A 22,391-nucleotide genomic window follows, 5' to 3' on the forward strand; every position below is an offset into this window, starting at 1 on the left:
GGGCCCTCATGAGCGCACTCGACGATAAGATTAACGAGCATTTCGCAGGCTATGTGGTCCGCAAAGACCTTGTGAAAGCGGTCAAGGGCAACGCGATCGTCCCAACCTACGTCCTTGAGTACCTGCTCGGCCAATATTGTGCGACTGATGATGAAGCCTCGATCGATAGTGGGATCGATACGGTCAAAGATATACTCAAGAAGCACTACGTTCACAGAAGTGAAGCCGGCCTGATTCAGTCGACGATCAAGGAAAAAGGACGCTACAAGGTCATCGACCAGATAAGCGTCTCTTTGAACGAAAAGACAGATAGCTACGAAGCTGTCTTCGACAATCTGGGCATTAAGAAGGTCGCAGTAGACAGTGGCACGGTCAAAGCGCATCCCAAGCTTCTTGTGACCGGGGTATGGTGCATTGCTGATGTCCAATACGAGTATTCAGAGGACTCGCGGATTTCTCCGTGGGTAATTGAGACCATCAAGCCCATCCAGATCGCAAAAGTCGATTACGAGGGCTACAAGCAAGCGCGAGCGCAATTCTCCAAAGACGAATGGATCGACCTTCTCATGCAGTCGATTGGCTTCAACCCTGAAGCCTTCGGTCGTCGAAGCAAGCTACTGCAACTCATGCGGCTGATCCCCTTCGTCGAGCGCAACTATAACATCATTGAACTCGGCCCGAAGGGAACGGGTAAGTCCCACATCTACTCAGAATTCTCTCCGCATGGGCAGCTGATCTCCGGAGGGGAAGTCACCATCCCGAAATTGTTCGTGAACAACGCGAATGGGCGGATCGGCTTGGTGGGCTACTGGGATGTTGTGGCCTTTGATGAATTCGCTGGGCGCGAAAAGACTGCGAACAAAGCCTTGGTCGACATCATGAAGAACTACATGGCGAACAAGACCTTCTCGCGTGGAATCAATCCCATGGGAGCCGAAGCCAGCTTTGCCTTCGTTGGGAACACAGACCACAATGTGCCCTTCATGCTGAAGAACAGCGACCTGTTCGAAGCTCTTCCCCCTCAGTTTCATGATTCAGCCTTTATCGACCGCCTTCACGCCTATCTTCCTGGGTGGGAGATTGACGTAATTCGCAGTGAAATGTTCACCACCGGCTACGGGTTCATCGTCGACTATCTCGCAGAGATACTTCGCCACTTGCGCCAGGAAGACTTCTCCAACCGGCCTGACCTGCATTTCAAGATCAGTGAGAAGATCTCCACCCGTGACCGTGATGCCGTCTACAAAACCATGTCTGGCTTTTTGAAAGTCATTTTCCCCGCCGGGGGCGAAACGGCTGAAGACGTCGAGGAGCTTTTGCAGCTCGCACTGGAGAGCCGAAAGCGCGTAAAAGACCAATTGTTCCGGATCGATGCGACCTATCCAGAGGTCGATTTCTCATACACAGGCTCTGGCGGCGAAAAGCGTCGTGTTCAGACCGTTGAAGAACAAGAGTTCCCACAATTCTATTATCTGAAACCAGCCTTGGATCCCAAACAGCAGGATGAATCGAGCGATGCTGTCGATGAGGATGTGACCGGGGACCGACCTGAAGCAGCTAACGCATCAGTTTCCACAAGACCTGCGAAGCCGGTCGCCGAAGAGGGCCATCACGTCTTCGCTGAAAACCGCAAGGGGATCAGCTACAACAAGCTGTTCGCACCCTATCTGGAGGGAGCGTCCCGGATCGTCGTGACGGACCCTTACATTCGCTATTTCTACCAGATCAAAAACATGATGGAATTTGTCGAAATGGTCATTCAGCGCAAAGCGCTCGAAGACCAAGTCGCCGTCCATCTCGTCACAGGGCCTGACGATGGCAACGTGCAAAAGCAACGCGAGCTGCTCGATAGCATAACAGAGGCATGCACAGGTACGGGCGTGGACTTCACTTGGGCGTTTGACAGTTCAGGCACGGGCCACTCGAGGGATATCATCACTGACACTGGCTGGAAAATCGTTCTCGATCGAGGTCTCGACATATTTCAGGCGCCGATGCGGCGGGACGGATTTACCCTTGGCGACCGTTTGCAAGAGCACCGCATGTTGAAGAACTTCTATGTGACTTATGTTCGACAGGACCAGCGGTGAAGTTGCTGTAGTATTTTTGAAAAGAGCGAAGCCATGTTCCGCGTTGATTTGAGCCAAAACCGTTTGTCCCGTCTTTCCCAGAAGCGCTTCTCAGATTTGAACCTTCGCGAGCGGGACCATTTGCAGGAGTGGCTGGCCAATCAACCTGATGCCCTCGGTGAGGAGTTGCTGATTATTCAAAAAGAGTTCGACGGGTTCGACGAGACCCGCGAACGATTGGATCTTTTGGCGCTCGACAAGGACGGCAACCTCGTTGTGATCGAGAACAAGCTCGATGACAGCGGGCGCGATGTTACCTGGCAGGCGCTGAAGTACACAGCCTATGTCTCTGGACTGACCAAGACTCAGATCGTCGATATCTACCAGCAATATCTCGACCGTTATTCAGGCGGCGGCAATGCAGCTGTGCGGATATGTGAGTTCATGGAGGTCGAGGAACTGGAAGAGACTGTTCTCAATCCAGGCAATGACCAGCGAATGATCTTTATCGCAGCCAATTTTCGGCGAGAGGTCACCGCAACTGTTCTATGGCTTCTCGGCCGCGGAATTCGTGCGCAATGCTTTAAGGTGACCCCATATTCGTTTGATGACGAACTCATGGTCGACATTCAGCAGATTATACCGACGCCAGAGGCCGCCGATTTCATGATCGGAATGTCGAGCAAAGAAAATGAAGAAAAAGCCATCCAGAACACACAGAAAAAGCGCCACCAGTTGCGCTTGGATTTCTGGGAAGCTGCGCTCGACCAATTGCGTGCCGACGGCGTTACTCTCTACCAGAACATCAGCCCGACCAAGGACCATTGGCTTAGTGCGGGATCCGGTACCCGTTCGTGTCCTTATCAGATGATCTTCTCTAGGGACGAAGCACGAGTCGAGATAAGCTTGCAGCGCTCTGAGACCGCAGAGAACAAATGGCTGTTCGACCAGCTATATGGACAGAAAGAAGCAATCGAGGCTGCATTCGGAGCCGAACTCGATTGGCGGCGAATGGACGATAAGAAAGCCAGCCGCATCGTTTACGCACAACCCTTCGAGGGTTTTAACAGAGAAGCCTGGCCAGATATGATTGGCTGGCTTGCCGCTCATATCCAAAAACTGGAAACGGCTTTCAGCGGACCGCTTTCCCGCCTGAACCCTCACGTCAGATCGCAAGATGAGATTGCGTAGGATCAAGCCTGTTGGCCAATTAAACAAGCAAGCCTCGGTCTCGGACGTGATTCATGGCCCAAATCAACTGAGGTTTGTTCAATCTAATTGTCGGCACAGATAGCTAGATGGGCCTGAACCCGTTGAGAGCCTGCTGCGCCATCGATTGGGGCACTCCTGCTTCACTGGTCACATCAGCCCATTGAGCAATGGCGGACTGGATATCCGAAATGATTGCTTTGGTTTCGCCAATTTTGAGATCTGCAAACCGACCAAACGATATCAGGTCGTCCAGCTCGAAATTGTCTGTCTTCCCTGAAAGCGACATCTGGTGCTCGTTGGTCCAGTCCCCGTCAGGATTATAGGCATAAACAACATCGTAGGCAGGCGAGAGGCTCCAACGCCCAGCTCGGTCCATAAGAAAAGCGATGTTCTTGGTGTGGTCGTCCTGGTTGCGGATGAAGATGTTGAAAAACGCTCGTCGCACCTGCTCTTTGATGGCATCACGACCAAGCCCAAGCATGCGGATGGTCTCAATCGCTTGCTCGTAGCTGTACGCACGAGCGAGGTTGAAATCGAAGTGACGCATCGCGCAAAGCGACTGCATGTGAAGCTTCTTACCGTCGAGCGTACGGTCGAACCGCTGCGTCATGAAATGGGCTCGCCCGCCTTCTTCGTGCAGGCGGGAACGGGCCATGTCGATGCCGGCCTTCCTTGCTAGCAGATAACATGCGTATTCAAGACGCCCGAAGCCCATGGGGTCGGCGAGCTCCTTGTCGGCATTGCCCGATACGCCATCGAATTTGACAAGCCATTGGGTGTAGCCGGGACCTGCTGTCAGCTGGCCAGAATGGAATTCGCCCGTTTCCTCGTTCCAGGCGAGAACGGCCTTGGCGCGCGCGCCACCGGCGGAGGTGCCGACGCGCAGGATTTCCTGAAGAGCATGATGATCATCATCGCCCTTGAGGACGCCAGAGAGCTCTTCTCTTGCAGCAAGTACTCGATTGGCCAGGTCAACAAGCGGCGCAATGTCGACGGGTCCGCCCTGTTCGCGTCGCTCGCCTGTCGATGGCTCGAACTCAAGCGCGCCCATGCCTCTGCGACCGGTGTAGCAGAGCCGTTCAACCGGATCGAAGCTGTCAGTTGTTCGGCCCTGTTCAGCGAGCCATCGGTTGATGAGGGCGTTGCCGAACTTATCGGGTAGACTGTCAGCGAGCATTCCCGGCAGACCCTTGAAGGTCTCATAGTTCAGTGCAGGAAAGTCATAAACGCCGCCTCGAAGCGGCATAGTGAGCGGCGCCACTTCGATACCGCTTCGGGCGAACTCTGGGGTATACTCGAATACTCCGACATCGCGGTTCTCATCCCACAGAATTGCGCCGATCTGCCGTCCCCACAGGTTTACAACGGCGCGGCTCATGGGGCTTCGTCATCCCAACTCCAGTCTTCACTTGGCTCGTTTGTTGATGATTTCCGCACTCGCTGCCGCGCTCTGCCCGTGTCCGATCGCGGGTCAAGCGGGCTCAACCTAGCGTCGGGTACGATATCGAGAAGGCGATCTTCGATATCGAGCGCCCGCATGATCCTGGCAAGGCTATCGATTGTGCCGCCGTTGCCTGATTCCAAGCGGGAAAGTGTCGAACGCGAAATTCCCGCTAGTTCTGCAAGCTCGGCCTGTTTGAGATTGCGTGATATACGATAGGCTTCGAGCTGTTGCCCAAAATCGGACAGGAGCACCGATAACGGACGCAAGTCTGATGAGTTGTAATGCATCATTATCGAGACTTTACCTCAGAAATGGAGCTTTGTGTAGCGATTTTGCGTCTTTACACCGTGGGCTATAATGTGTCAATATCGATGCGCAATAGCGATAAAGGCAGTTAATGTACTAATATCGATACGTTATAACTGAGTTAAGGAGTCCGGGTATGCCCGATGAGAAAAATCAGAAGGAGAAGGACTGGGAGGGCTTTCGGGAGATCGAACGCGCTATCGCTGAAGATCGCCTGACATCTTACACCTGGAAGAAGGTTTGGGCCGATCCCTGGGAGCGCAGAGGCATATATCTTTTTGCAGCATTATTCATCGCATTTGTAATCTACGTCGTGATCTACGACGGACTGATCTAGCTACCATTCCTTCACATCATCGGCTGCCTCGGCGGATGCTCCTCGTGCATCCCGCGTGGTCCGATCAAGCCTTCCTCTTCGTTGCTCAATGCTTCGAGAGCCCTCTCTCTGCCTCTGGCTGACGTCACGCGCGATCTCTTCTCGCCCATCTGACGGATCTCCGAGCGAGCTTGGAACGCCGCCAAGCTGAACCGAACCGCGCACACCGCTTGCGCTTCCGACATTAGGCCGAGCCACTGGCGCCGCATCAGGCAAGACAAGTTCGCTCGCGATCTCATTATTGAGCCCGTCAGCATAGCTCTCGACAAATCGCGCTTGAAGCTGCTGTCCTTGCGCGCTCATCTGGAAATCGATGTCATCAAAACGCGCTTGGCCGTAATAATCTCGGTTGGCCTCGATCTCGGCCATGCCCCACTCGCGGTAGGCCTGGCTCAAGTTCAATGTTCCCGCTGCATTGGAACTCTCATACCAGCTCGCCTGGCTCTCTAGCCGGTTGGCTATCTCTTCGGCACGGCGTGCTTCCAGCGTATAGCTCTGCGCTTCAGTAAGCGAAGTTGTGACGCCCGCTGCACTGCTCGAAACAAGCGCTTCTGAACTTGAGCTTGTCTCGCGGAAAAAGCCTTCTCTCGAGCTCGACCAGTTCTGGCTTTCGGAAATCTGGCTAAGCGCCCCCTCGATACGCGAACGATCTTCAGAGGCGATACCGATATCGCTGTCGGTCCAGCTCTGATTGCGGCCACCACTTAGGCCAAGTGAACCACGTGTGCCTTTTCGTTCTACTCGTCCCTCGGCACCTGCGTTTCCATTCAGGAACCATGAGACTGTGATGTCATCTGATGCCCGGCGCGACAGGCCGAACTGCTGCTGAAGTGTGTTGGACGCATTGTCGAGCTCGCTGAAGGTTCGGCCAATGCTGTCATTGGTTGACGTTCCGCTGACTGTCTCGTTGGAACGGGACCGGGTGTAGGCATCACGCAACTCGCTGAAGCGTGTGACCGCTGAGCTTGTCGATTGCTGTGCGAGGTTGGAGAAGGTTTCGCTTTGGCTGCGGCTTTCGCTCGCCATGGTCGACAGTCGGCTCGAGAAATCTTGTCCGAGAGTCGGGGTAAATGGATAGCTCGAATTCGGGACTGCAGCGAACTCGGCATCGGGAAAGCTCGTCGTCTGAGTGCCCGTGTCGCTGATGCTGCGCGTCTGCGTGGCACCATAAGCGATATTGGGTGCGAGGTTTCCTTGGGCGAACTGCCGCGAAAACACGTTCGAATTGTCGATGTTCGAATTGCCCAGAGAGACATTGCCGGTGCTCGCGTCGCGTGCCGCTTCCTCTGCTGCGTTCTGGCTTGGGTTCAGATAGCTCGTCGCTTGCCCTGATATTGCCAGCGCACCGCGCGCCACGCCGCCAGCGAGGAAGGGTATCGAGGCGACGAGATAGCCAGCGAGGATCCCAATATCGCTGTTGACGTCGCTCATACCGGCAAAGGTTGCAAGACTAAGGCCTGAACTGCCACCGGCAGCTGCGACATCGCCAGCACCCTTCAACATCAGGATCATGTGCAGGATCACGAAAAGCGGCCCCCAGGCGGCCAGATAGAAGAAGCCGGTGACGTAGCCTCTCAGCGCAATCGGGCCTGTCTTGGGCATAAGGAAAAGCGGGAAGAGCACCGGGAACAGGGCGTAGAACACCACTGTCAGCACGACATTGAGGATCGGCACCCATTTCATCGCGTTGTGCGCAATCGAGGAATAGGTGCGCTCGGTCTGGATATCGGCGCGGGTCTGCGCGAAGACATCGACACTGCTCGTGCCGCTCGATCCGACAAAGCCGTGCATCGCCTGATTCATGGCGTTGATCGTCAGCACCTGTCGGAAGATATCGCTCGCGCTGCGAGAAATACCGGTGAGATATTGGTAAGCGACCGGCAGGTCTGCCATCAGCTTGGCTTTGGCGAGCGCTTCGGTCTGACGCGGATAGAGCTGGCGTCCTGCCACCAATGTCATTTCGTCGATCATGTTGTCCCATTGCCCGGACAGCGCGGTGTAGGCTTCGCGGCAGGTGACAATCGACGCCGTGACACTGTCGTCGGCTTGGCGGGTCAGGAATTGTTGCGCTCGTGCCGCGCTTCCCGGCGCAATGCTCGCCCAGATGTCGTCGCTCTCGGAAAGCTCTTTCATTGAGTAGCGTCCGAGCAATAGGTCATAGAACACGCATTGCTGGACGTGTTCGTCGAAGTTGGTGGCGAACTCAGGATCGGCGATGCGCAGCGATTTCGTGGCCTCGAACAGTCGCGCGCCGTAGATCATACCGTTCTTTGAATAATTGAGGTCGTCGGGCAGGCCGAAAACGAGTTCGGCTGAGCGGGTCAGATAATCTCCTGCCTGACTGGTGAAACTCGCCATGAGCGCAAGCCCGAGCGGAACATTGGCGACCGTTGCCGGGGCAAGGCTGGGGTTGACGCGATCGGTGACCTGCACGTCCATCCGCGGCACCATCAGGCACATGTAGATGAGCGTCGCGCCGAGGAACCAGTTAAGCCAGGCGCGCCAGTCCTGGTTGAAAGCCACCACGATGACCGCCAGCGCCATACCCATCACCAGCGCGACCTGAATAAGGCTTTTATAGCCGCCAGCCCCAGTCCATGCGGCGACCGCATTGAGCACGTTGACGATATATTCGCCGCCGCCAATCGTGAAGATCTCGACCATCCCGACTGCTCCTTATGGAATGATCGAGCGGGACTGCATCCCGCGTGACCAGTCGAGGGCTGCCGCCATCGACGGCGACATCGATGCTGCAAGCATGTTTTCGATCATCGCGGTCTTCTCGATGATCTGCATGATCGCGGAGACCCGCGCTTGGCCGGTTGCCTGTCGCTGTGAGAGGCTTGAACGTACTTCGGCGACCTGAGCGCGCCAGATAGCGAGCTTGGCTTCATCGGCCGCGATGAAGCTTGCCATCGACCGGCCAGCCTCGGCCGTTATCCTTTCGAGTATGGCATAGAGGAGATCAATGCTGGCGATCTCGGCCAGGGTGTCGCGATCGTCAGTCGGCATGCCGCGGCCATAGGCCGCCTGCACCGTCAGGATCTTGTAGAGCGGCACCGAGGCGACCTGGAGCAGTTCCTTTTCTTCGTCTCCAATGGCGGTGTCGCTGCGGATCGCCTCGACCATGCTGCCAATGAGCCTTGCGACACGTGGCCGGATGGCTTTTGTGTTCGTCAGGCTCATCTGCTGAAAGGTTGGGTTGAGGCATTGATCGGGCTCATCGCACTGGAACACCCGAACCGACTGGTCCTGCGTCCCATCGAGCAGCGCGGTCACCAGTGTCGAGGAGGCGTCGCCAGCAAAGGGTACGAACTTGCCCGGCTCATCGTCGCTCGGCGGCACATAAATCACCGTGCCGATAAGCGTCATCGCATACTCGGCAAGGTCGCGGTCGAATGTGCCGCCCGGGTTGAAGAAGGCGCTCTGCTTGAGAACGTGCCAGGTGTAATTGCGCGGCACACCCGGATTGACGTCGGCATAGTCGGCGCCTGCGCTTTCATTGGTCGAAGCGCGCTGCCCGCGTGTCCCGCAGCCGTGCTTGGCAGCGGCGTAGTCGGTGAAGATACCTTCGGAATTGCCGATGGCTTCGCAGATCGCCTTGTCGGCGAGGTCACCCTTTGGCCAGATACCGCCGACCAGCCCTTGCGCCATCTCGCAGGAGTTGATCGAGAGATTGTTCATCAGCTGAGCCTTTTGGCTGAACTCCTGCATGATCTTGTTGCACTCGGGGCAGACCGTATCGATCGCCAGGCTGAAGGCGAAGCCGACCGCGTTGTTGGCGACCGCCTTCAAGAGCGCGACCATCTCGCTTGCATTGATGAACGAAAAGGATCCGGCGAAGATGTCGATCCCGCCGCAGCCTGCCCGTGCCCTTGGGAGTTGCAGATTGGCGATGTTGGTCGTCTTTTGCGGAAAGCGCGTCCAGACATTGCCGAGGCTGTAATAGCCCGCCGACTGGCCTTCGAAGGCGGTCGGGCCGGTGACATTGGCCGCTGCGCCCATGTCATCCATGAAGCGGTCCATGCTGTCTCCGACATTAGCTGCAACCGGTGATACGACCATGCTGGCTGCGGCTATGGTAAGCGCTGCATTGCGAATTCTAGTAATCATGTCCGGCTTCTTTCACGGTGAGGAGGTAGATGCGGTCCTGGAGCTCGTCGGCCGAGAGCACGCCGTATCCGATCGGGATCGGGCGCTTGGCGAGGCTGTCCCAAAGCACCAGCGCAGGCGTAATCCCGGGCTCGAGCCCCATGCGCGGGCGCTGGCCGCTTTCGACCTTGTAGTCAGGGAAGTGCCGCGAGGGTCCGCCGTCGGTCGAGATCGCCCGCACCGTAATCTGCCAACGGTCCGCCACTGATCTGACGATCGGGCTCATGACCTCGCAGGCCCCGCAGGTCTGGGCAAAGAAATAGAACAGGCCGTAGCGCTCAGACAGCCGCGCCATCACCGCGTCGCGGTCGGCAGCGCGCGCATCCTGCCATTGCTTCTTGGCAAGCGCGCCGACCGGGCGCTCAAGCGTGTAGTCGAGTTCGGGATCCTGCCAGATGGCGCGCTGCCAGACATCGGAGAACAGCGAAGCCCGGTCGAGCTGTGCGCGCTGAAAACGGATGTAGGCGGTGACGTTCTCCGGTGTCGGATAGAGGATCGCGCGGGCTTTGAGCTCGCGCAATTCTTCGGTGATCGCGTCGAGCTGCTGCGTAGCTGCAACCTCTTTTGCAGGCTGCTCCTTTTCGGGTTCGGCTACCGGGACCGGCTTGACGCAATAGAACCAGTAACCGAGCCGGCGCTGCTCGCAATAGAGGCTGTCAGCTCTCGTGGTCGCCTCTGCCGTCCGGCTTTGCTGCGCGGTTGCCGGGGCGGGTATTACAGTGGCGAGCCACAAGGTCAGGGCGACGATCAATTGGCGGCGCATCATTGGCCACTCCGTGCGTAATAGTCTTCGATCTTCTGCTGGATAAGGACGCTGGTCTCGAGCTCATCGGGAAGCCGCGCCGCCTCGGTAAATTCCGCATAGACTTCGCTGAAATCCATTTGGCTGAGATCAAGCTGCGCGAATTCGTCGAGGGTGAAGCCCTCGCATTGCTCTTCCCTGGGTTTGTCCCAGGGCTTGGGAAGCTGTTTGCGGCCTTGTTCCTGGAGGATGCGAGACAGCTTGCTCTCAAAGCAGCAATAGGCCTTTTTCTTGGTCAGGCAGACGCCGAGGAACTTCTTCGAGCAATAGGTCCCGGCATAAGCGCACAGGCCTTGCGCATCGCGTTCGTGGAGCAGAACTTCCTCGCGATCGCAGCCAAGCGCCACCAGCAGGCTGATGCCAGGGATCAGCGGAAAGCCTTTGCCTTTGCAGCAATTGAGAACGCCAAAGACCTTGGACGAGCAGGTGTTCCGGGTCCCACGAAACAGCGTCAACGTGTCCGGATCAAATGCCCCACGGGCCTCATCCATCGCGTGGAGCGCTGTGACTGCATCCTTGAACTCGTCATTGGCATTGCGCTCGATCGTTTCGCAGGATCCGTCGATGCAATAGACATCGCCGTCGCAGACATATTGGGTTGTACCGGTATCACCTGCCGGAAGCGGACATTCGTAGATCCGTTCCCAGGTCTCGCATGGAGTGCCATCGGTGAGGCATTCTTCGCGCAGGAACCGGCAAGTCCCCTGATCCTCGATCTCTGCGCAATCGCTCGCCGCGCTTCGCGTCACGCAGCTGTAGCTGCGCTGCCATTCCCAGCAGGAGCGCGAAACCGATACGCCGTCGATAATCCGGGTCTGCGGAAAGCTGTCAGTACAGATCTCGGTTTCGAGCGCGCAGTCAGCATTGTTGCCAAGCCCGGTGCACTGGCTCTCGTCCAGGGCCGTATCCACCTCGGTGTCGGTGGTCACGGCATAAGGAGTGAAGCGGTTATCCGGTGCATCGCAGCTGATCTCGGCAATCGGATCGCCGGGTTCCGTGCAATAGTGGGTGAACTGGTTGTCACGCCATTGGAGGCATGGCCCGGGCCTGTACCCGGTAATCCGGCAGGAATTGCCGTCGAACGCAGAACACCATGGGTGCCCGAAACTGCCTCCGGTGTCGTTGCACAGATAGTGCCATTGCTGGCGCTGGCTCACGTTTGCGATGAGTGGAACCGTGCACTGGCCTGCCGACTGCTCGATCCTTGTGCCCGAATTGCAGGTGGCTGTGTAAGTCCCTGCGCTCGCCGATCCTGGCGGCAGCGGGACGCAGGCGCCCTGGCTGCCGGTGACCGACATGCCGCTCGTGTAATCGAGCGGGGTCTCGTTGATCGCAAGGCTTCGCGCGATAACATCCTCGATCTCTTCGCTGTCGAAGCGAGCACGATTGGCAATGCTGTCGCGCATGGCGCGGTAACCTTGATGTGTGGTCGCAGCAGCGGCCGCGCTGCTTTCGATCCGGTCGGGATTGTCGGCAAGCCGTTCGAGGTCTCGCACCGCGTTTGGCTCGTAGTTGGGAAGATCGGCCGCTTCTGGCGGGGTTTGCGCGGCTCGCTGCGCATCACCGCGCAGGCTCTGCCCGAAGCTTTTCCCGTCTTCCTTCGCGTCTTGCTGCTGTGCTGCCACGGGCGCAGCAACCAGGCAGGCGGCGAGTGCCGCTGCTTTGAGTAACAAGCGGTGCATCATCGCTGGTCTCCTTGAAGGCGGTTCCTGTGAAGGCGGGCGAGCTCCGCGCCTGGGCCACGGCCCAAAGCGAAGGTTTCAAGCACTTCTCCCACGCTGATATTGCCCGCGATCCGGTCATGCGGGGGCACGTTGCTGATACAGTCGAACCCGTCGCACGGGACGAAATCAGTGCTGAGCATGACAAAGCTCGGCGCAGCTTCGATTTCGAAAGCCCGGAACAGCCGGGGATCGATGCCGAGCGATCCGGCTTCGGTGCTATCGCTCCAGATCGCAGAGAGGCGTTTCTTGAACCCCTCGCTGTTTCCTTGGGGGAAACCGCGCAGCACGGTGACGCCGCCGGCCCGCGTCATGTCATGGACAAGCGCTTTCAATGCCGCTGGCGGCATCGACAGGCTGGCAAAGGCGATGAAGCGAGGGCTTGACCCTAGCGATGCCTTTTCGGCAGCGACCTGACTCGCAATCATCGTATCGAAGTCGAGGACGGCGTCAGTTTCGGGCACCGTGATGCTCTCCGCATAGGCGGTTCGGTTCGCCAGCGCCTCGACTTGTAGGGTCTGCGCGTCCTCGGTCAGCGCTTCGGCACGCTGGCGCACATTGGTCGCAAGCGCTTGCGCCTCTTCGGAATGCTCGGCCGCGCGCTCCCGGATTGCATTGAGGTCGATACCCTCGGGTATGCTCTGGGCGAGGGCCAGCCCGCCCAGCGACACGGCGAGGCCAACAGGCAAAAGGATCAGATATTTGTTCATAGTGCGCAGCAATTCCTCTTGCGCCAGACGAGGTATCCCATGTCTTCGCCAATGGCGGGGATCATCTGTCCGGGTTCCTGAAGCGTGGTGGAGGTGCCGATCGGCGGGCAGGCGTAGCGTCCGCTTGTCGCCGGATTGGGATTGGTGGCCTGGAAGCGGTATTGCTGCTTTCGCATCACCGGCATCAGGTATTTGCCGCACAAGCCTTTAGACCCCATCGTGCCCCACGAGACGAGTTCACGGTGCAGCTTGTAAGCGAAGCGAGAAAGCACGAGCCGCGAGGCCTGGACATGCCCGATCGAGGCCGAAACATTGCCGTTCATCGGATACATCGAGCCCTGACAGCCTGCGCACCAGAACATCTCGTCGATTGGCAGCTTGGCGGTCGAAGCCGCGCAATCAGCAGCGCAGGCGGCGAGCGCTAACGGATTGGCAAAGAGCACCGCTTCAGGATTGATGATCGCAGTGAGCTCGCTGTCCTGCCACAGCGGATCGATCTCGGAGATGTAGAGGATATCGATTGATCCCGGCTCGAGGCACAGGAAATCGGCGACGATCTCCATCCAGTAGATCAGCGGATAGGCATACCAGTGGACGTGCCAGCTCGAATAATACTGGCTGGCACCGCCTACGGCGGACGGTCCTGAGATCGAACGGAACCCGATATCGAAGCCGGGATCGAGTTTTGTGCCGCCAAGGTTCACGAAGCACCACGGCTTCATGCTGACATCGGCAAGGCGGACCGGCTCCCAGAACCCCATCGCGATGCCGGGCCGGATCCCGCAAAGGCAGACCGGGAGATCGGGATTGTCGGGATCAGGTCGATTGCTCGGCCAGATATCCAGCCCGCCGATGGAGATCGGGAAAAGGCATGACCAGCAGATGTCGGTGATCGGGTTGACGAAACTGCCGGTGCATTTGCCCGGACCCGCATCGGCCGAAGCTGGCGAGGCAAAAGCGAGCGAAAGTGTCGCCGTCATGAGGATCAGGAAAGCGCGGATGCTGCTCATGGCCGTGCCTTTCGGGGCGGTAGCGCGATCTCGCTCACCTCGAGCAGGCGCCCGTCCTGCCGCACGCGGGCTGGAACGGACCGGATGCCAAATTTCGCGGTCAGCTTGCCGCCCTGGTCAAAATAGAAGCGGCGCTGTCGGGCCTTCATCAGCTCGAGCGGCGCGCCCTTGACCAGGATCAGCTTGGCATTGGCGTCTTGTTTGAGTGCCCAGGCAAGCTGATCGGGATCATCGCCATCAAGAAACAGCAAGTCGGCACGCAGCTGCACGCTGTCGAGCGGATTGACCCTTGTGCCTGCCGCATGGATGAGTTCGCCTTTCGCGCCGCGGATATCGGCGGCGAGCGTGATCGTCGGATCGAAACTCCAGCGCCGCGCTTCGCTCGCCCGGACAAGTCGGCTGACGGGATCAGGCCGGTTCACCCGCGCAATTGTGCGACGCTTCAGTTCGTTGTTGAGCCGCGCTGTCTCTCCCGATTGTTCCATCTGGGTGAGGCGGGAATGGATCTGTTCGAGCAGGTCGCGTTCGATCACGGGAAAAACCGTGCCGCGCTGGCCATAGTCGCGGGCCATTGCCTGGATGGGAAAAAGAAGAGCCGCCAGTGGGATCGAGAGGAAGAGTAGCTTTCTCACAGGATCGCCCTCCCACTGCCAAGGATCTGGCCGCGGCAGATGAACCCGATCTCGGCGTAGCGGCTGTCGAACCCGCGCGGATGGTCGGTCCCGGTGTAGAAGCAGTCTTGCGGGATCGGGCCTTCGGGGCCTTTGCCCAATGGGATGCCGAGGCGGGTTTCTTCGAGCCGCGCAGCAATCCTTTGACCGTTGATGAAGACCTCCTGGCCTCGGTGGCTCACGACATCGCCCGGCACTCCGAGAACCCGCTTGCCGAAGAGCTGCGCGCCTTCTCCGAAGTGCGCTTCGATGAGCTTGCTCTTCGGTGGCTCGAAAAAGATCAGGCTGCCGCGCTCGATTGGCGCATGCTTATCGAGCCAGAAGGCCCAGTTGGGCAGGCTCGGGCTCGCATTGATGAGGAAGGCGTGTTCCTTGGCGAAGGCATCGACGGCGCTCCATCCAAGGGGAAGCAGGACCAGCGCGGTAAGAACAAGCGGGCGTTTGAGTGTCTGGATGAGCGGTTGGATGAGGCCTGTCATGGCGTTTCCTCCTGTTCGAGCTGGCGGATGATCCGCACGCGCAGTTCATCGGTCGCGTCCGGAACACCGCCCGCGAGCACCGCTTCTCCGACCAGCACAATGCGCCCATCGGTGCCCATCTCCCTGACGGCGCGTTCGGAAGCCTTGAGAAAGGCGAGCACGCGCGCTTGGCTCGCCTCGGGATCGCGTCCGTCGCGCGCTTCTGCGTCCACAAATGTCGAGATCGTCTCGGCAAGCCGGACGGTGACGATTTTCTGACGGGGCTCGGACAGCTCGCGGCTGACCCAGGCCGCCCAGAGCAGTGCACCTGTGATGGCGAGCACGCCAGCAATCTTGAGCAGCAAGGCGCGATTGAAGGTCGGCAATTTTCTCGTATCAGTCACGGGGCGGCTCCTTGTCGGGGTGGGTCTCGAGCTCGTCGATCAGCCGCTGCAGAAAGCGCGGCATGCGAAAGAGCGTCACCGCGCCGCCTGCGACGAGGAAGCCAATCTGGAGATCCGAGCTGAAAAGGCTGCGGCGCAAAGCGTCCGCTTCGAGATAGCGGTCCGAGAGATTGCCGAGCTGGGTGAAGAGCGCGTGCAAGTCCCAGCCAGCGACAAACAGGAACAGGGCAAGCGGAAGACCGAGCGCGATAAGAAGCGAGGTCGCAGCGAAGCGCGCGGTCTCGATCAGGACGAAGCAGGTTCCCTGCAGAAAGGGCAGGATGGCTTTGAGGTTTGCCGGTGGCGTCCGGTCAGCCAGATGCGAGACCATCACTGCCCGTCTCCTGCGACCATGCGGATCGCATCGGCGAGAGAGTGCCCGCGCCGCTCATAATCCTGGATCGCGGCATAGGTGTCGGGATCGGACGAATAGATCGTTGCCGAGAAGGGATCGAGCACGAGGCGTCCGACCGCTTCGGTCTCAGGACCCTTGATAAAGATCTCGCTGTACTCTGTGCCCGAACGCTTGAGACTGCGGATCAGCGTCTCGGTTCGGTCGTCCATGTCGAGCCGGGCGTTCGCCCTAAAATCGGCTATGGTCTCGGCCTTCTGCTGGAGCACGAGCATCCAGTCGCTGTTTTCGAGCGCGGCCCGCGCGCCGTCGGACTTGTAATAGTCGTTCAAGGACTGCGTGGCGGTTGCGAGCGCGCCGCCATATTTGCGCGCGGTGCGCGCATAGCTCTCGACGAACTCGCCCATCGAGCCGCCCTTGAGCATCGCCCAGGCTTCATCGATCAGCAGCAGCTTCTTGGTGGCGCGCGATGAGCGCGTCATCGCCTGGCCGGTCATGAACATGATCGCCGAGAGGACCACGCTTCGGAGCTCCTCGCGGCTTGCGAGATCGCTCATCTCGAAGACGGTGAAATCATCGTCGAGCGCGAAGCTGGCCTTGCCCGAAAAGAACCCGCCATAGCTGCCGCCGCGGCAAAAGGGCGCGATGGCGGTCGCAAGATCGCGGCCTGCTTCGCTCTCCGAACCTTGCAGCGCGTGCGCAACATCGTCGACCGAGGCGCCGCTGCCGAGCGCGTCCCAGGTTGCGGTTACGGCCTGGTCGATCAAGCCGCGCTCGGTATCGCTCGGTGCGGAGCTTGGCCGCGCCATCTGGCCGATCATGGCCTTGATCATCGCGAAACAGTCGAGCCGGTAGTCTTCATCCTCATGGGCGCGGGCATCATCGACCATCGAAAAGGGATTGAGCGAGAAGCCGGAAGCAAGCGTGAACTCGACGAACCGACCGCCCTGCAGTTTGACTGAATGCTCGAAGCTACGCCCGTCGTCGATTACCACGACCTTGGCGCCCGCGCCGCGCAAGGCGGCGCAAAGCTCCTGCAACAGCACGGATTTGCCCGACCCTGATTTGCCGCAGATCGCGATATTATGATTGCCCGCGCCATTCTCGAAGGGAGACCACCAGAAGGGCTGGCCACGTCGGCCGACAAGCAGGAGATGCGGGATAGCGCCGCCGAGATACTCGCCCTGCATCGGCGCGATATGCGCCGCCGTGGTCGAGAGCATGGTTTTGAGGCGCTTAAGGCGCGCCATGTCGTGGGCCAGCCCGTCGGCAAGGCTCAAGGGGAACGCTGCGACAAGCCCCTGTAGCTGAAGGAAGCGCTCGTCCGCCAGGTCCCAGCCTGCTGCCTTGTAGATGGCCTTGATTACCCGCTCATGCGCATCGCCTTCGCCGAGCGGCGAAATGCTGGTCAGCCCGTAGAACAGTTTGACGAGCTTCTTGCCCGCCTGGAGCTCGGCCTGGACATGGCGCCATTCTGCCGACTGCTCGGCCAGTTTGGGAAGGAAACTCGCGCTCTTGGTCTGGCTTAGGCTGGTTGTGCGCATGAACTTGAAGCCCGCGCGCGCCGAGGCGGCTTCCTGGTCGGGATAGACGAGGCACAGCATGGTGGCCGTGGGACAAGGGAAGCGCAGCTTGTCGGCAAACATGTCGCCGATAAGCCTTGCGCATTCCCATGGTGCCCAGCGTTCGGGTGTCGAGCGCACGGCATAATGGCGCACGTCGAAATGGTCGGGGTAGCATTCGCCGACTTCCGGGTGACCCTGCTCATCGCGCCCCGTCTCGCGGAACCGCTCGGTCCTGAGGATCATGCGATCGTACTCGACCTCGAGTTCGATGTCGCGCCGGATCGCTTGGGTATCGAGGGTGTCGTGCGGATTCCAGCTGTGCGTGTCCGGCTCGTGCGCAGTGGTAGGCGCGGTCAGTTCATCGATCAGCGCGAGGAGCCCGTTCGGGCGCAGTTCCTGTGCCTGAGCCCCAAGCGAATGCAGCATGCCGATGAGGCCTTCGCGGCATTCAGAGAGCTCGGCGTCGGTCACGCTGCCGGGGACCGGCACGCCGAGCGAGACGATCACGCGGACATTGCGGGCATGGAAAGGCGCATGCGCTGAACCTGAATTCCAGACGAGATCATAGAGACGCTTCGTCCGCGCCCTCGCGATCGCTTCGTAGATCCCGCCCTGCTCGTAGCGCGGAGCGAACCAGGGAGCGACGACATTGCCGATGCGCGGCGATGCGAAGTTCAGGATCTGGAGGCAGGCGCCTTGCGGTAGCCCTTCGGAAAAGAACTGCCCGAGGATCTCGCCGGTCTGTTCGTCAGCTCCGATCAGCGGGGTCACTTCGAGGACGAAGCCTTTCGAGCGCGCGTTGCGGTAGAGCTTCGCGCCTTCATCATAGACCCGATAAGGGAGCCAGTCTGAAAGCATATCGAGCCCGAAATGAGCGCGTTCGCTTTCGGCACGTGCCGTATCGGCAAAGAGCCTGCGCGATAGAGCGTCGCGCGCTGTGGCCAGGGATAGGGTCACTGGCTTTCTCCTTCATATTTGTCAGGATGGGGGACCGGCTCGCGGGGAGGGACAAACGAGCCGGGTCCCCCGGGTTCCGGCGCGTTGGCGCCGGGCATCGCCGGAACGGGCTGCAGGGGGATAAACAGCTGTTCCGGCAATGGTTCGTCGTGATTGTTTTGAGGTGCGGTGATCTCTTCGCGGGTTGCAGCGATGTTCGCGCCCAGCGAGCGAAGGATATCCCTCCGCCCTTGCGGTGCGCGCCGGCCCGTTCCGACAGCTTCAGGCAGCGTCACGTGCACAACCCGCGCTTCGTGGTCACGGCCTGCTTCGTCGCGGTAGGCCGCGATGACGACCTGCAGGCGGCGAACGGCTTCGTCTGTTTGCGGCACAGGGCGGTGCACGTGTTTGACGTCGCCTCGGTCGATGCCGGTTGCCCCGGCATCGATCATCGAAGTGGGCGCGCAGGTTCCATCGGGCGCGCGGCAGGCAAAATTGCCGTTCACATTGGTCCCGAAGCTGGTGCATCCGCTCGCCAAAAGCAGCGCTGCTGGCAGAGCGGTTGTTCGAAGGATCGGGGGCCGGCTCATTGTCCGCTTCCCTTCGCCCCGGCCGCGAAGCGGCGGATTGTCGCGGCATCGCGGTAGCCATGGAGAACGGCTCCGTCGCGGGCGCGCACGATCACCGGCGTGCCATTGAAACCGTTTGCCTTTGCAAAGGCCTCGTTGGCATCGAGCGCCTTGGCTCGGCTGCAACTTTTGCCGTTCGCCGGAGCTTGTCCGGCATAGGCCGCATGCAGCGCCTTTGCTGGATCCTTAGCGCAGATCACGGCTTCGGAAAGCTTCCGGCTCGCTGCACCGAAGATCGAAATCGGTCGCTCTTCGACATGCACCTTGGCCTTGGCGAGTTCGCCTGCAAGGCGCTGGCAATAGCCGCACTGGAAATCCGAGAAGACCACAAACTTTTCGCCCTTCGGGTTGCCCCAGTGGATCGCACCGTCTTCAGGGAGGGTGGAGAGATCGACCCGCGTAGTGGCCGCTTTTGTCGGGGTTTTGTTCGGGCCACCTTGGGCCTCGCCTCCGGCGCGCGGCGCACCGGCGGCAAGCAGGTCGGGATTGAGTTCGAGGAGCCGCGCAGCGGTGACATCGCGCCGCTCCTCCATGTCGTAGAGACGGCCGACGAACAGGTAGCGCGCGGTCTCATCGATGTAGAAAAGCGTGTCGTTCGAGACAACTTCGCACCAGGGGCCGAGCCTGTCGCAGTCGATGGTATCGATCGGGGTCTTAGGCAGCCGCAGTTTCAACGCCTGCGCGACATCGCCAGCCAGAGATGAAGCCGATGCAGGAATGGCGGTGACAGCCGAGACCCCGAGTGTCAGCAATGCAGCGGCACCCGAGCAGGCAAGCGCAAGGTGGGCGGCGCGGGCCTTCAGGCCCGGCCGGTGATCATTGTAGTTCATTTAGAAGAGCTCCTGACATGGACGCCGTCGAGAAAGACGATTTCGACTTCGATGCCGGTCGGCATCTCGACGACTGGTTGATATTGTTCTGCGCGTTCAATGAGGTAGCGGGAGACCGTGTCGGCGGCTTCGCCGGCTCCCTGGCCGAAGCCGCCTGCAAGAATGTCGGTTGGAGAGAGCGCTTCGCGCTGGCCGTCGCTGCCCACCTGTCCTGCAAAGATACCGTTGGCGTTGGCGGAAAAGCCGCGTCCGAAGCCGCCAACGATCCCGGCCAGCAGTGCCTGGCTGACAAGGCTGCCTTCGCGGCTGACCACGCGGCCACGCACACCCGACCTTCCGGCAAAGGAGATGAACCCCTTGACCTCGCTCACGGCGAAGCGGCCACCGGGCTGCGCGCAGGTCATGCGCACCAGCTTGACGTACACCTTCTCGGCCGAGAGATCGCCGCGCGCCGCGCCATTGACGAGGCAGCCGGTAATGTCGGTTGTGAGCAGCTTGTTGCCGCGCATGACCGAGCGGGCCGGTCCGGTGATCCGGAGCACCACGGGAAGCGGATCGCTCTGGCTGGCAACGCCGGTCGAGGCGTCGACGCCCACGATGACCGTTGCCGGTGCGTAGCTGTTGGGCGGCAGGTAATCGCGGCTCGCTTCGAGCAGCAAAGCTGGCGCAGTCTCTGCCGCGCGCGGCTTGCCGTCCTTGCCCGTCTCCGCGCCGAAACTCATCAGGCTGAGCTGCCCGCCCTGCGTTTCCGGCGCTCCTTGTGGTGGCTGGGCAGCTCTGCGGGTGCCGACGCCGGGGCCATATGCCGGTGGCGGCGGCAAGGGTGGAGCGGTTGCAGGTGCCTTCGCGGCTTCGCTCAGCTGTGAACGCAGATTGGCGTTCTCAGCCGAGATCGCGTCGATCGCTGCCTGACCGTCGGAGCGCATCTGCGCGTTTTCGCTGCGCAGGGCTTCGAGTTCCTGTTCGATCTCGGGGCGTGGCAACTGCGTTTGCTGCAGATCCTTGATCGCGCGGCCCTGTGCATCGAGCCGGTTACCGTAGCTCGCGACGAACTCGCGCTGCGAGAGGTTGCGATTGACGAGGCCGCCGGTGTCGATTGTCGCCGCACCATTGGCATCACTGCCGCCCTCGTCGCCATCGCCGCCGAAGATGAACATCCCGCCGCCGATGAGCGCGATGGCTCCGATCCCGGCGAGCAGCATCTTCTGGCGCTGCGCGATCTGCGAATTGAGGTTGCGCCGTCCGCTCTCGCGCGCTTCCGGCGAGCCCGGCAGCGGCCTCTTTTCGGTGTCCTTCTGTGTTGCCTCGGCCATCAGTCGAGCCCTCCCCTGGCAAAGACAAGGAAGGCACTGGTCGCTTCACCGGGAGCGAGTGCATCGCGGCCATAGGCAAAGGCGAGCGCACCTGCGGGACCTTCGCGCTCGGAGCCAAGCGCAAGGCTTTCCTGCCCGAGGTTGCGCACGAGGAAGCGCTGTCCGGTAAGTTCATCGCCCTGGTATTCGGCGACCAGCTGGACCTCGATCCCGCCGCTACGGCGCGGAGCGGAAAGTTCGGCGCGGGCGGTGAAGCCGGGGAGGACGGCATCTGTTGCCATCGCTTCGATCAGGCGGATTGCGGCGTCTTCGGGGCCGGTTTCGGCCTCCCATTCTGCCGCCTCGCTTTTGGCAAGCGCGGGATTGGTGATGAAGAGCTGGGTCGCCTCCTGACCGCCGAGGCGGCAGGCGAACTTGTAGACATAGCCTGCCTTGCTGGTTGCAAAGAAGCTGACGCGCGCCGCTGCGAACTGCGGGGGCACGGAGATATAGATGTCTCCGCGCACCGGCTCATGCGTCACCTGGAAGTCGTTGTAGGGAAAGCCGCTTGCGATCTTTGAGACATTGGCGAAGCCATCATCGATGAGCGCGATCCGGGTGAGCTCACCGCGGGCCAGCTCGCAGTCGATCGTTGCGTTGTCGGCCGCCTCGACGAACTGGTCAGCATGCGCCGGAACAGGCGCAAGTGCGAAAGCAATAACGGCAAGACCGCTTAGCTTGAGCCCGGGATCGGGACGTCGTGTGGCGCCAATCGCGAAACAGCCAAGGCCGGTTCCGACAAGCGCAGCGGCCAGGGGAGATGGGAGAAGGCTCATTGCCCGGGTTCCTCTTTGTCAGTAGGAAGTTGTTCGAAGCCGGCGAGAGCGAGGCTGAGGCCGCGCTGCGACCAGCGGAAACGGAAGGCGCGACGTTGGCTCGCGATCACCTGCGCGCCGACGAAAGTCTTGAGCGTGCCTTCGACCGTTGACGTCAGAGCCTTGGGATCGACGTGGATTTGGGCGATCACGAAGGCTTGGGATATGTCGGAGCCGCGCTGTTCCTCGACGATCTTCACGAGGTCCGCCTTGAGCACGCCATGTGAAGCGGGGTCGGCAAGCTTCAGGATGTTGGCCATCCAGTAGTCGAGGCTTTCGGGTGCCCGGTTAAGGAACATCAGCGCCGTGTCGCGGGTGACAAGCTCGAGATAGGGCGCGTCGACACCGCCGCTTGAGACGGTTATCCGTTCGGATGTAATCGGCACCAGAACGACTTTCTCGTCGCCTGTCACGGCTGCGCCGAGGCTAACCAGCGTGGTCAGGCCAAGAACGCCTGCCAACACGGCAAAGCGGTTGCGCTGGCGCAAAAAAGTCTGCGCCTGTTCGTGAGCAAATTCTGCTTGCATGGTTTCCCTCA

21 protein-coding genes are annotated in these 22,391 nt (G+C 60.0%); 3 read left to right on the top strand and 18 right to left on the bottom strand.

The features are described from left to right. The first annotated feature begins 8 nt into the window (after window positions 1–8). Complete coding sequence (brxL, locus tag EL2594_RS14500) at window positions 9–2,090, top strand: BREX system Lon protease-like protein BrxL (protein ID WP_011415865.1); 2,082 nt, start codon at window positions 9–11, stop codon at window positions 2,088–2,090. Between the two features lie 33 nt (window positions 2,091–2,123). Beyond that, window positions 2,124–3,260 carry a DUF4268 domain-containing protein gene (locus EL2594_RS14505; RefSeq protein ID WP_011415866.1) on the top strand — a complete coding sequence of 379 codons (1,137 nt, stop codon included), beginning with the start codon at window positions 2,124–2,126 and terminating at the stop codon, window positions 3,258–3,260. A gap of 103 nt (window positions 3,261–3,363) precedes the next feature. On the opposite strand, the gene EL2594_RS14510 is transcribed toward EL2594_RS14505, so the two are convergent. After that, a complete protein-coding gene (locus tag EL2594_RS14510; protein ID WP_011415867.1) occupies window positions 3,364–4,659 on the bottom strand; it encodes a type II toxin-antitoxin system HipA family toxin in 1,296 nt (431 codons plus the stop codon). Continuing rightward, window positions 4,656–5,015 carry a helix-turn-helix domain-containing protein gene (locus tag EL2594_RS15225; RefSeq protein ID WP_081432332.1) on the bottom strand — a complete coding sequence of 120 codons (360 nt, stop codon included), beginning with the start codon at window positions 5,013–5,015 and terminating at the stop codon, window positions 4,656–4,658. Before EL2594_RS15225 ends, EL2594_RS14510 begins: the two co-directional genes overlap by 4 nt. Window positions 5,016–5,167: 152 nt before the next feature. Here EL2594_RS15225 and EL2594_RS14520 point away from each other — a divergent pair, with 152 nt between their 5' ends. Then, window positions 5,168–5,368, top strand: a complete 201-nt coding sequence (locus tag EL2594_RS14520; protein ID WP_011415868.1) for a hypothetical protein — start codon at window positions 5,168–5,170, stop codon at window positions 5,366–5,368. On the opposite strand, the gene EL2594_RS14525 is transcribed toward EL2594_RS14520, so the two are convergent. Genes EL2594_RS14525 through EL2594_RS14600 form a run of 16 tightly spaced genes read right to left on the bottom strand, consistent with a single transcriptional unit; the run spans window position 5,369 to window position 22,380 of the window. Continuing rightward, window positions 5,369–8,071, bottom strand: a complete 2,703-nt coding sequence (locus EL2594_RS14525) for a conjugal transfer protein TraG N-terminal domain-containing protein (RefSeq protein ID WP_011415869.1) — start codon at window positions 8,069–8,071, stop codon at window positions 5,369–5,371. A gap of 12 nt (window positions 8,072–8,083) precedes the next feature. Further along, window positions 8,084–9,520, bottom strand: coding sequence for a conjugal transfer protein TraH (locus EL2594_RS14530; RefSeq protein WP_041685409.1), 1,437 nt, complete (start codon window positions 9,518–9,520; stop codon window positions 8,084–8,086). Beyond that, window positions 9,510–10,325: a conjugal transfer protein TraF gene (locus EL2594_RS14535; RefSeq protein ID WP_011415871.1), complete on the bottom strand. Its 816-nt coding sequence runs from the start codon at window positions 10,323–10,325 to the stop codon at window positions 9,510–9,512. Before EL2594_RS14535 ends, EL2594_RS14530 begins: the two co-directional genes overlap by 11 nt. Next, the gene (locus EL2594_RS14540; RefSeq protein WP_011415872.1) at window positions 10,322–12,046 is read right to left on the bottom strand and encodes a conjugal transfer protein TraN; all 1,725 of its coding nucleotides are present in this window, start codon (window positions 12,044–12,046) and stop codon (window positions 10,322–10,324) included. The genes EL2594_RS14535 and EL2594_RS14540 overlap by 4 nt, the downstream gene beginning before the upstream one ends. Further along, window positions 12,043–12,792 (bottom strand): TrbC family F-type conjugative pilus assembly protein, encoded by a 750-nt coding sequence (locus tag EL2594_RS14545; protein ID WP_011415873.1) that lies wholly within the window; start codon window positions 12,790–12,792, stop codon window positions 12,043–12,045. Before EL2594_RS14545 ends, EL2594_RS14540 begins: the two co-directional genes overlap by 4 nt. Next, a complete protein-coding gene (gene traU / locus EL2594_RS14550) occupies window positions 12,789–13,802 on the bottom strand; it encodes a conjugal transfer pilus assembly protein TraU (protein ID WP_011415874.1) in 1,014 nt (337 codons plus the stop codon). The genes EL2594_RS14545 and traU overlap by 4 nt, the downstream gene beginning before the upstream one ends. Next, complete coding sequence (gene traW, locus EL2594_RS14555; protein WP_011415875.1) at window positions 13,799–14,374, bottom strand: type-F conjugative transfer system protein TraW; 576 nt, start codon at window positions 14,372–14,374, stop codon at window positions 13,799–13,801. Before traW ends, traU begins: the two co-directional genes overlap by 4 nt. Window positions 14,375–14,430: 56 nt before the next feature. Continuing rightward, window positions 14,431–14,952 (bottom strand): S26 family signal peptidase, encoded by a 522-nt coding sequence (locus tag EL2594_RS14560; protein WP_011415876.1) that lies wholly within the window; start codon window positions 14,950–14,952, stop codon window positions 14,431–14,433. Next, a complete protein-coding gene (locus EL2594_RS14565; RefSeq protein WP_233994288.1) occupies window positions 14,949–15,335 on the bottom strand; it encodes a type-F conjugative transfer system protein TrbI in 387 nt (128 codons plus the stop codon). The genes EL2594_RS14560 and EL2594_RS14565 overlap by 4 nt, the downstream gene beginning before the upstream one ends. Beyond that, window positions 15,328–15,705 (bottom strand): hypothetical protein, encoded by a 378-nt coding sequence (locus EL2594_RS14570; protein WP_011415878.1) that lies wholly within the window; start codon window positions 15,703–15,705, stop codon window positions 15,328–15,330. Before EL2594_RS14570 ends, EL2594_RS14565 begins: the two co-directional genes overlap by 8 nt. Continuing rightward, window positions 15,705–18,248, bottom strand: a complete 2,544-nt coding sequence (gene traC, locus EL2594_RS14575) for a type IV secretion system protein TraC (RefSeq protein WP_011415879.1) — start codon at window positions 18,246–18,248, stop codon at window positions 15,705–15,707. The genes EL2594_RS14570 and traC overlap by 1 nt, the downstream gene beginning before the upstream one ends. Beyond that, complete coding sequence (locus EL2594_RS14580) at window positions 18,245–18,817, bottom strand: hypothetical protein (RefSeq protein ID WP_011415880.1); 573 nt, start codon at window positions 18,815–18,817, stop codon at window positions 18,245–18,247. Before EL2594_RS14580 ends, traC begins: the two co-directional genes overlap by 4 nt. After that, window positions 18,814–19,686 carry a DsbC family protein gene (locus EL2594_RS14585; protein ID WP_011415881.1) on the bottom strand — a complete coding sequence of 291 codons (873 nt, stop codon included), beginning with the start codon at window positions 19,684–19,686 and terminating at the stop codon, window positions 18,814–18,816. The genes EL2594_RS14580 and EL2594_RS14585 overlap by 4 nt, the downstream gene beginning before the upstream one ends. Beyond that, window positions 19,683–20,999 (bottom strand): TraB/VirB10 family protein, encoded by a 1,317-nt coding sequence (locus EL2594_RS14590; protein ID WP_011415882.1) that lies wholly within the window; start codon window positions 20,997–20,999, stop codon window positions 19,683–19,685. The genes EL2594_RS14585 and EL2594_RS14590 overlap by 4 nt, the downstream gene beginning before the upstream one ends. Continuing rightward, the gene (locus EL2594_RS14595; RefSeq protein WP_011415883.1) at window positions 20,999–21,814 is read right to left on the bottom strand and encodes a type-F conjugative transfer system secretin TraK; all 816 of its coding nucleotides are present in this window, start codon (window positions 21,812–21,814) and stop codon (window positions 20,999–21,001) included. Before EL2594_RS14595 ends, EL2594_RS14590 begins: the two co-directional genes overlap by 1 nt. After that, window positions 21,811–22,380, bottom strand: a complete 570-nt coding sequence (locus tag EL2594_RS14600; RefSeq protein ID WP_011415884.1) for a type IV conjugative transfer system protein TraE — start codon at window positions 22,378–22,380, stop codon at window positions 21,811–21,813. The genes EL2594_RS14595 and EL2594_RS14600 overlap by 4 nt, the downstream gene beginning before the upstream one ends. Between the last annotated feature and the right edge of the window lie 11 nt (window positions 22,381–22,391).

It is taken from the genome of Erythrobacter litoralis HTCC2594 (genome assembly GCF_000013005.1).
In the GTDB taxonomy this organism is placed as follows: Bacteria; Pseudomonadota; Alphaproteobacteria; order Sphingomonadales; family Sphingomonadaceae; genus Parerythrobacter; species Parerythrobacter litoralis_A.

What these genes read in the sequence shown, in the direction of transcription:
- brxL (WP_011415865.1), top strand. Translation starts at nt 9, where the DNA reads ATGAGCGCACTCGACGATAAGATTAACGAGCATTTCGCAGGCTATGTG.
- EL2594_RS14505 (WP_011415866.1), top strand. Translation starts at nt 2,124, where the DNA reads ATGTTCCGCGTTGATTTGAGCCAAAACCGTTTGTCCCGTCTTTCCCAG.
- EL2594_RS14510 (WP_011415867.1), bottom strand. Translation starts at nt 4,659, where the DNA reads ATGAGCCGCGCCGTTGTAAACCTGTGGGGACGGCAGATCGGCGCAATT.
- EL2594_RS15225 (WP_081432332.1), bottom strand. Translation starts at nt 5,015, where the DNA reads ATGATGCATTACAACTCATCAGACTTGCGTCCGTTATCGGTGCTCCTG.
- EL2594_RS14520 (WP_011415868.1), top strand. Translation starts at nt 5,168, where the DNA reads ATGCCCGATGAGAAAAATCAGAAGGAGAAGGACTGGGAGGGCTTTCGG.
- EL2594_RS14525 (WP_011415869.1), bottom strand. Translation starts at nt 8,071, where the DNA reads ATGGTCGAGATCTTCACGATTGGCGGCGGCGAATATATCGTCAACGTG.
- EL2594_RS14530 (WP_041685409.1), bottom strand. Translation starts at nt 9,520, where the DNA reads ATGATTACTAGAATTCGCAATGCAGCGCTTACCATAGCCGCAGCCAGC.
- EL2594_RS14535 (WP_011415871.1), bottom strand. Translation starts at nt 10,325, where the DNA reads ATGATGCGCCGCCAATTGATCGTCGCCCTGACCTTGTGGCTCGCCACT.
- EL2594_RS14540 (WP_011415872.1), bottom strand. Translation starts at nt 12,046, where the DNA reads ATGATGCACCGCTTGTTACTCAAAGCAGCGGCACTCGCCGCCTGCCTG.
- EL2594_RS14545 (WP_011415873.1), bottom strand. Translation starts at nt 12,792, where the DNA reads ATGAACAAATATCTGATCCTTTTGCCTGTTGGCCTCGCCGTGTCGCTG.
- traU (WP_011415874.1), bottom strand. Translation starts at nt 13,802, where the DNA reads ATGAGCAGCATCCGCGCTTTCCTGATCCTCATGACGGCGACACTTTCG.
- traW (WP_011415875.1), bottom strand. Translation starts at nt 14,374, where the DNA reads ATGGCCCGCGACTATGGCCAGCGCGGCACGGTTTTTCCCGTGATCGAA.
- EL2594_RS14560 (WP_011415876.1), bottom strand. Translation starts at nt 14,952, where the DNA reads ATGACAGGCCTCATCCAACCGCTCATCCAGACACTCAAACGCCCGCTT.
- EL2594_RS14570 (WP_011415878.1), bottom strand. Translation starts at nt 15,705, where the DNA reads ATGGTCTCGCATCTGGCTGACCGGACGCCACCGGCAAACCTCAAAGCC.
- EL2594_RS14580 (WP_011415880.1), bottom strand. Translation starts at nt 18,817, where the DNA reads ATGAGCCGGCCCCCGATCCTTCGAACAACCGCTCTGCCAGCAGCGCTG.
- EL2594_RS14585 (WP_011415881.1), bottom strand. Translation starts at nt 19,686, where the DNA reads ATGAACTACAATGATCACCGGCCGGGCCTGAAGGCCCGCGCCGCCCAC.
- EL2594_RS14590 (WP_011415882.1), bottom strand. Translation starts at nt 20,999, where the DNA reads ATGGCCGAGGCAACACAGAAGGACACCGAAAAGAGGCCGCTGCCGGGC.
- EL2594_RS14595 (WP_011415883.1), bottom strand. Translation starts at nt 21,814, where the DNA reads ATGAGCCTTCTCCCATCTCCCCTGGCCGCTGCGCTTGTCGGAACCGGC.
- EL2594_RS14600 (WP_011415884.1), bottom strand. Translation starts at nt 22,380, where the DNA reads ATGCAAGCAGAATTTGCTCACGAACAGGCGCAGACTTTTTTGCGCCAG.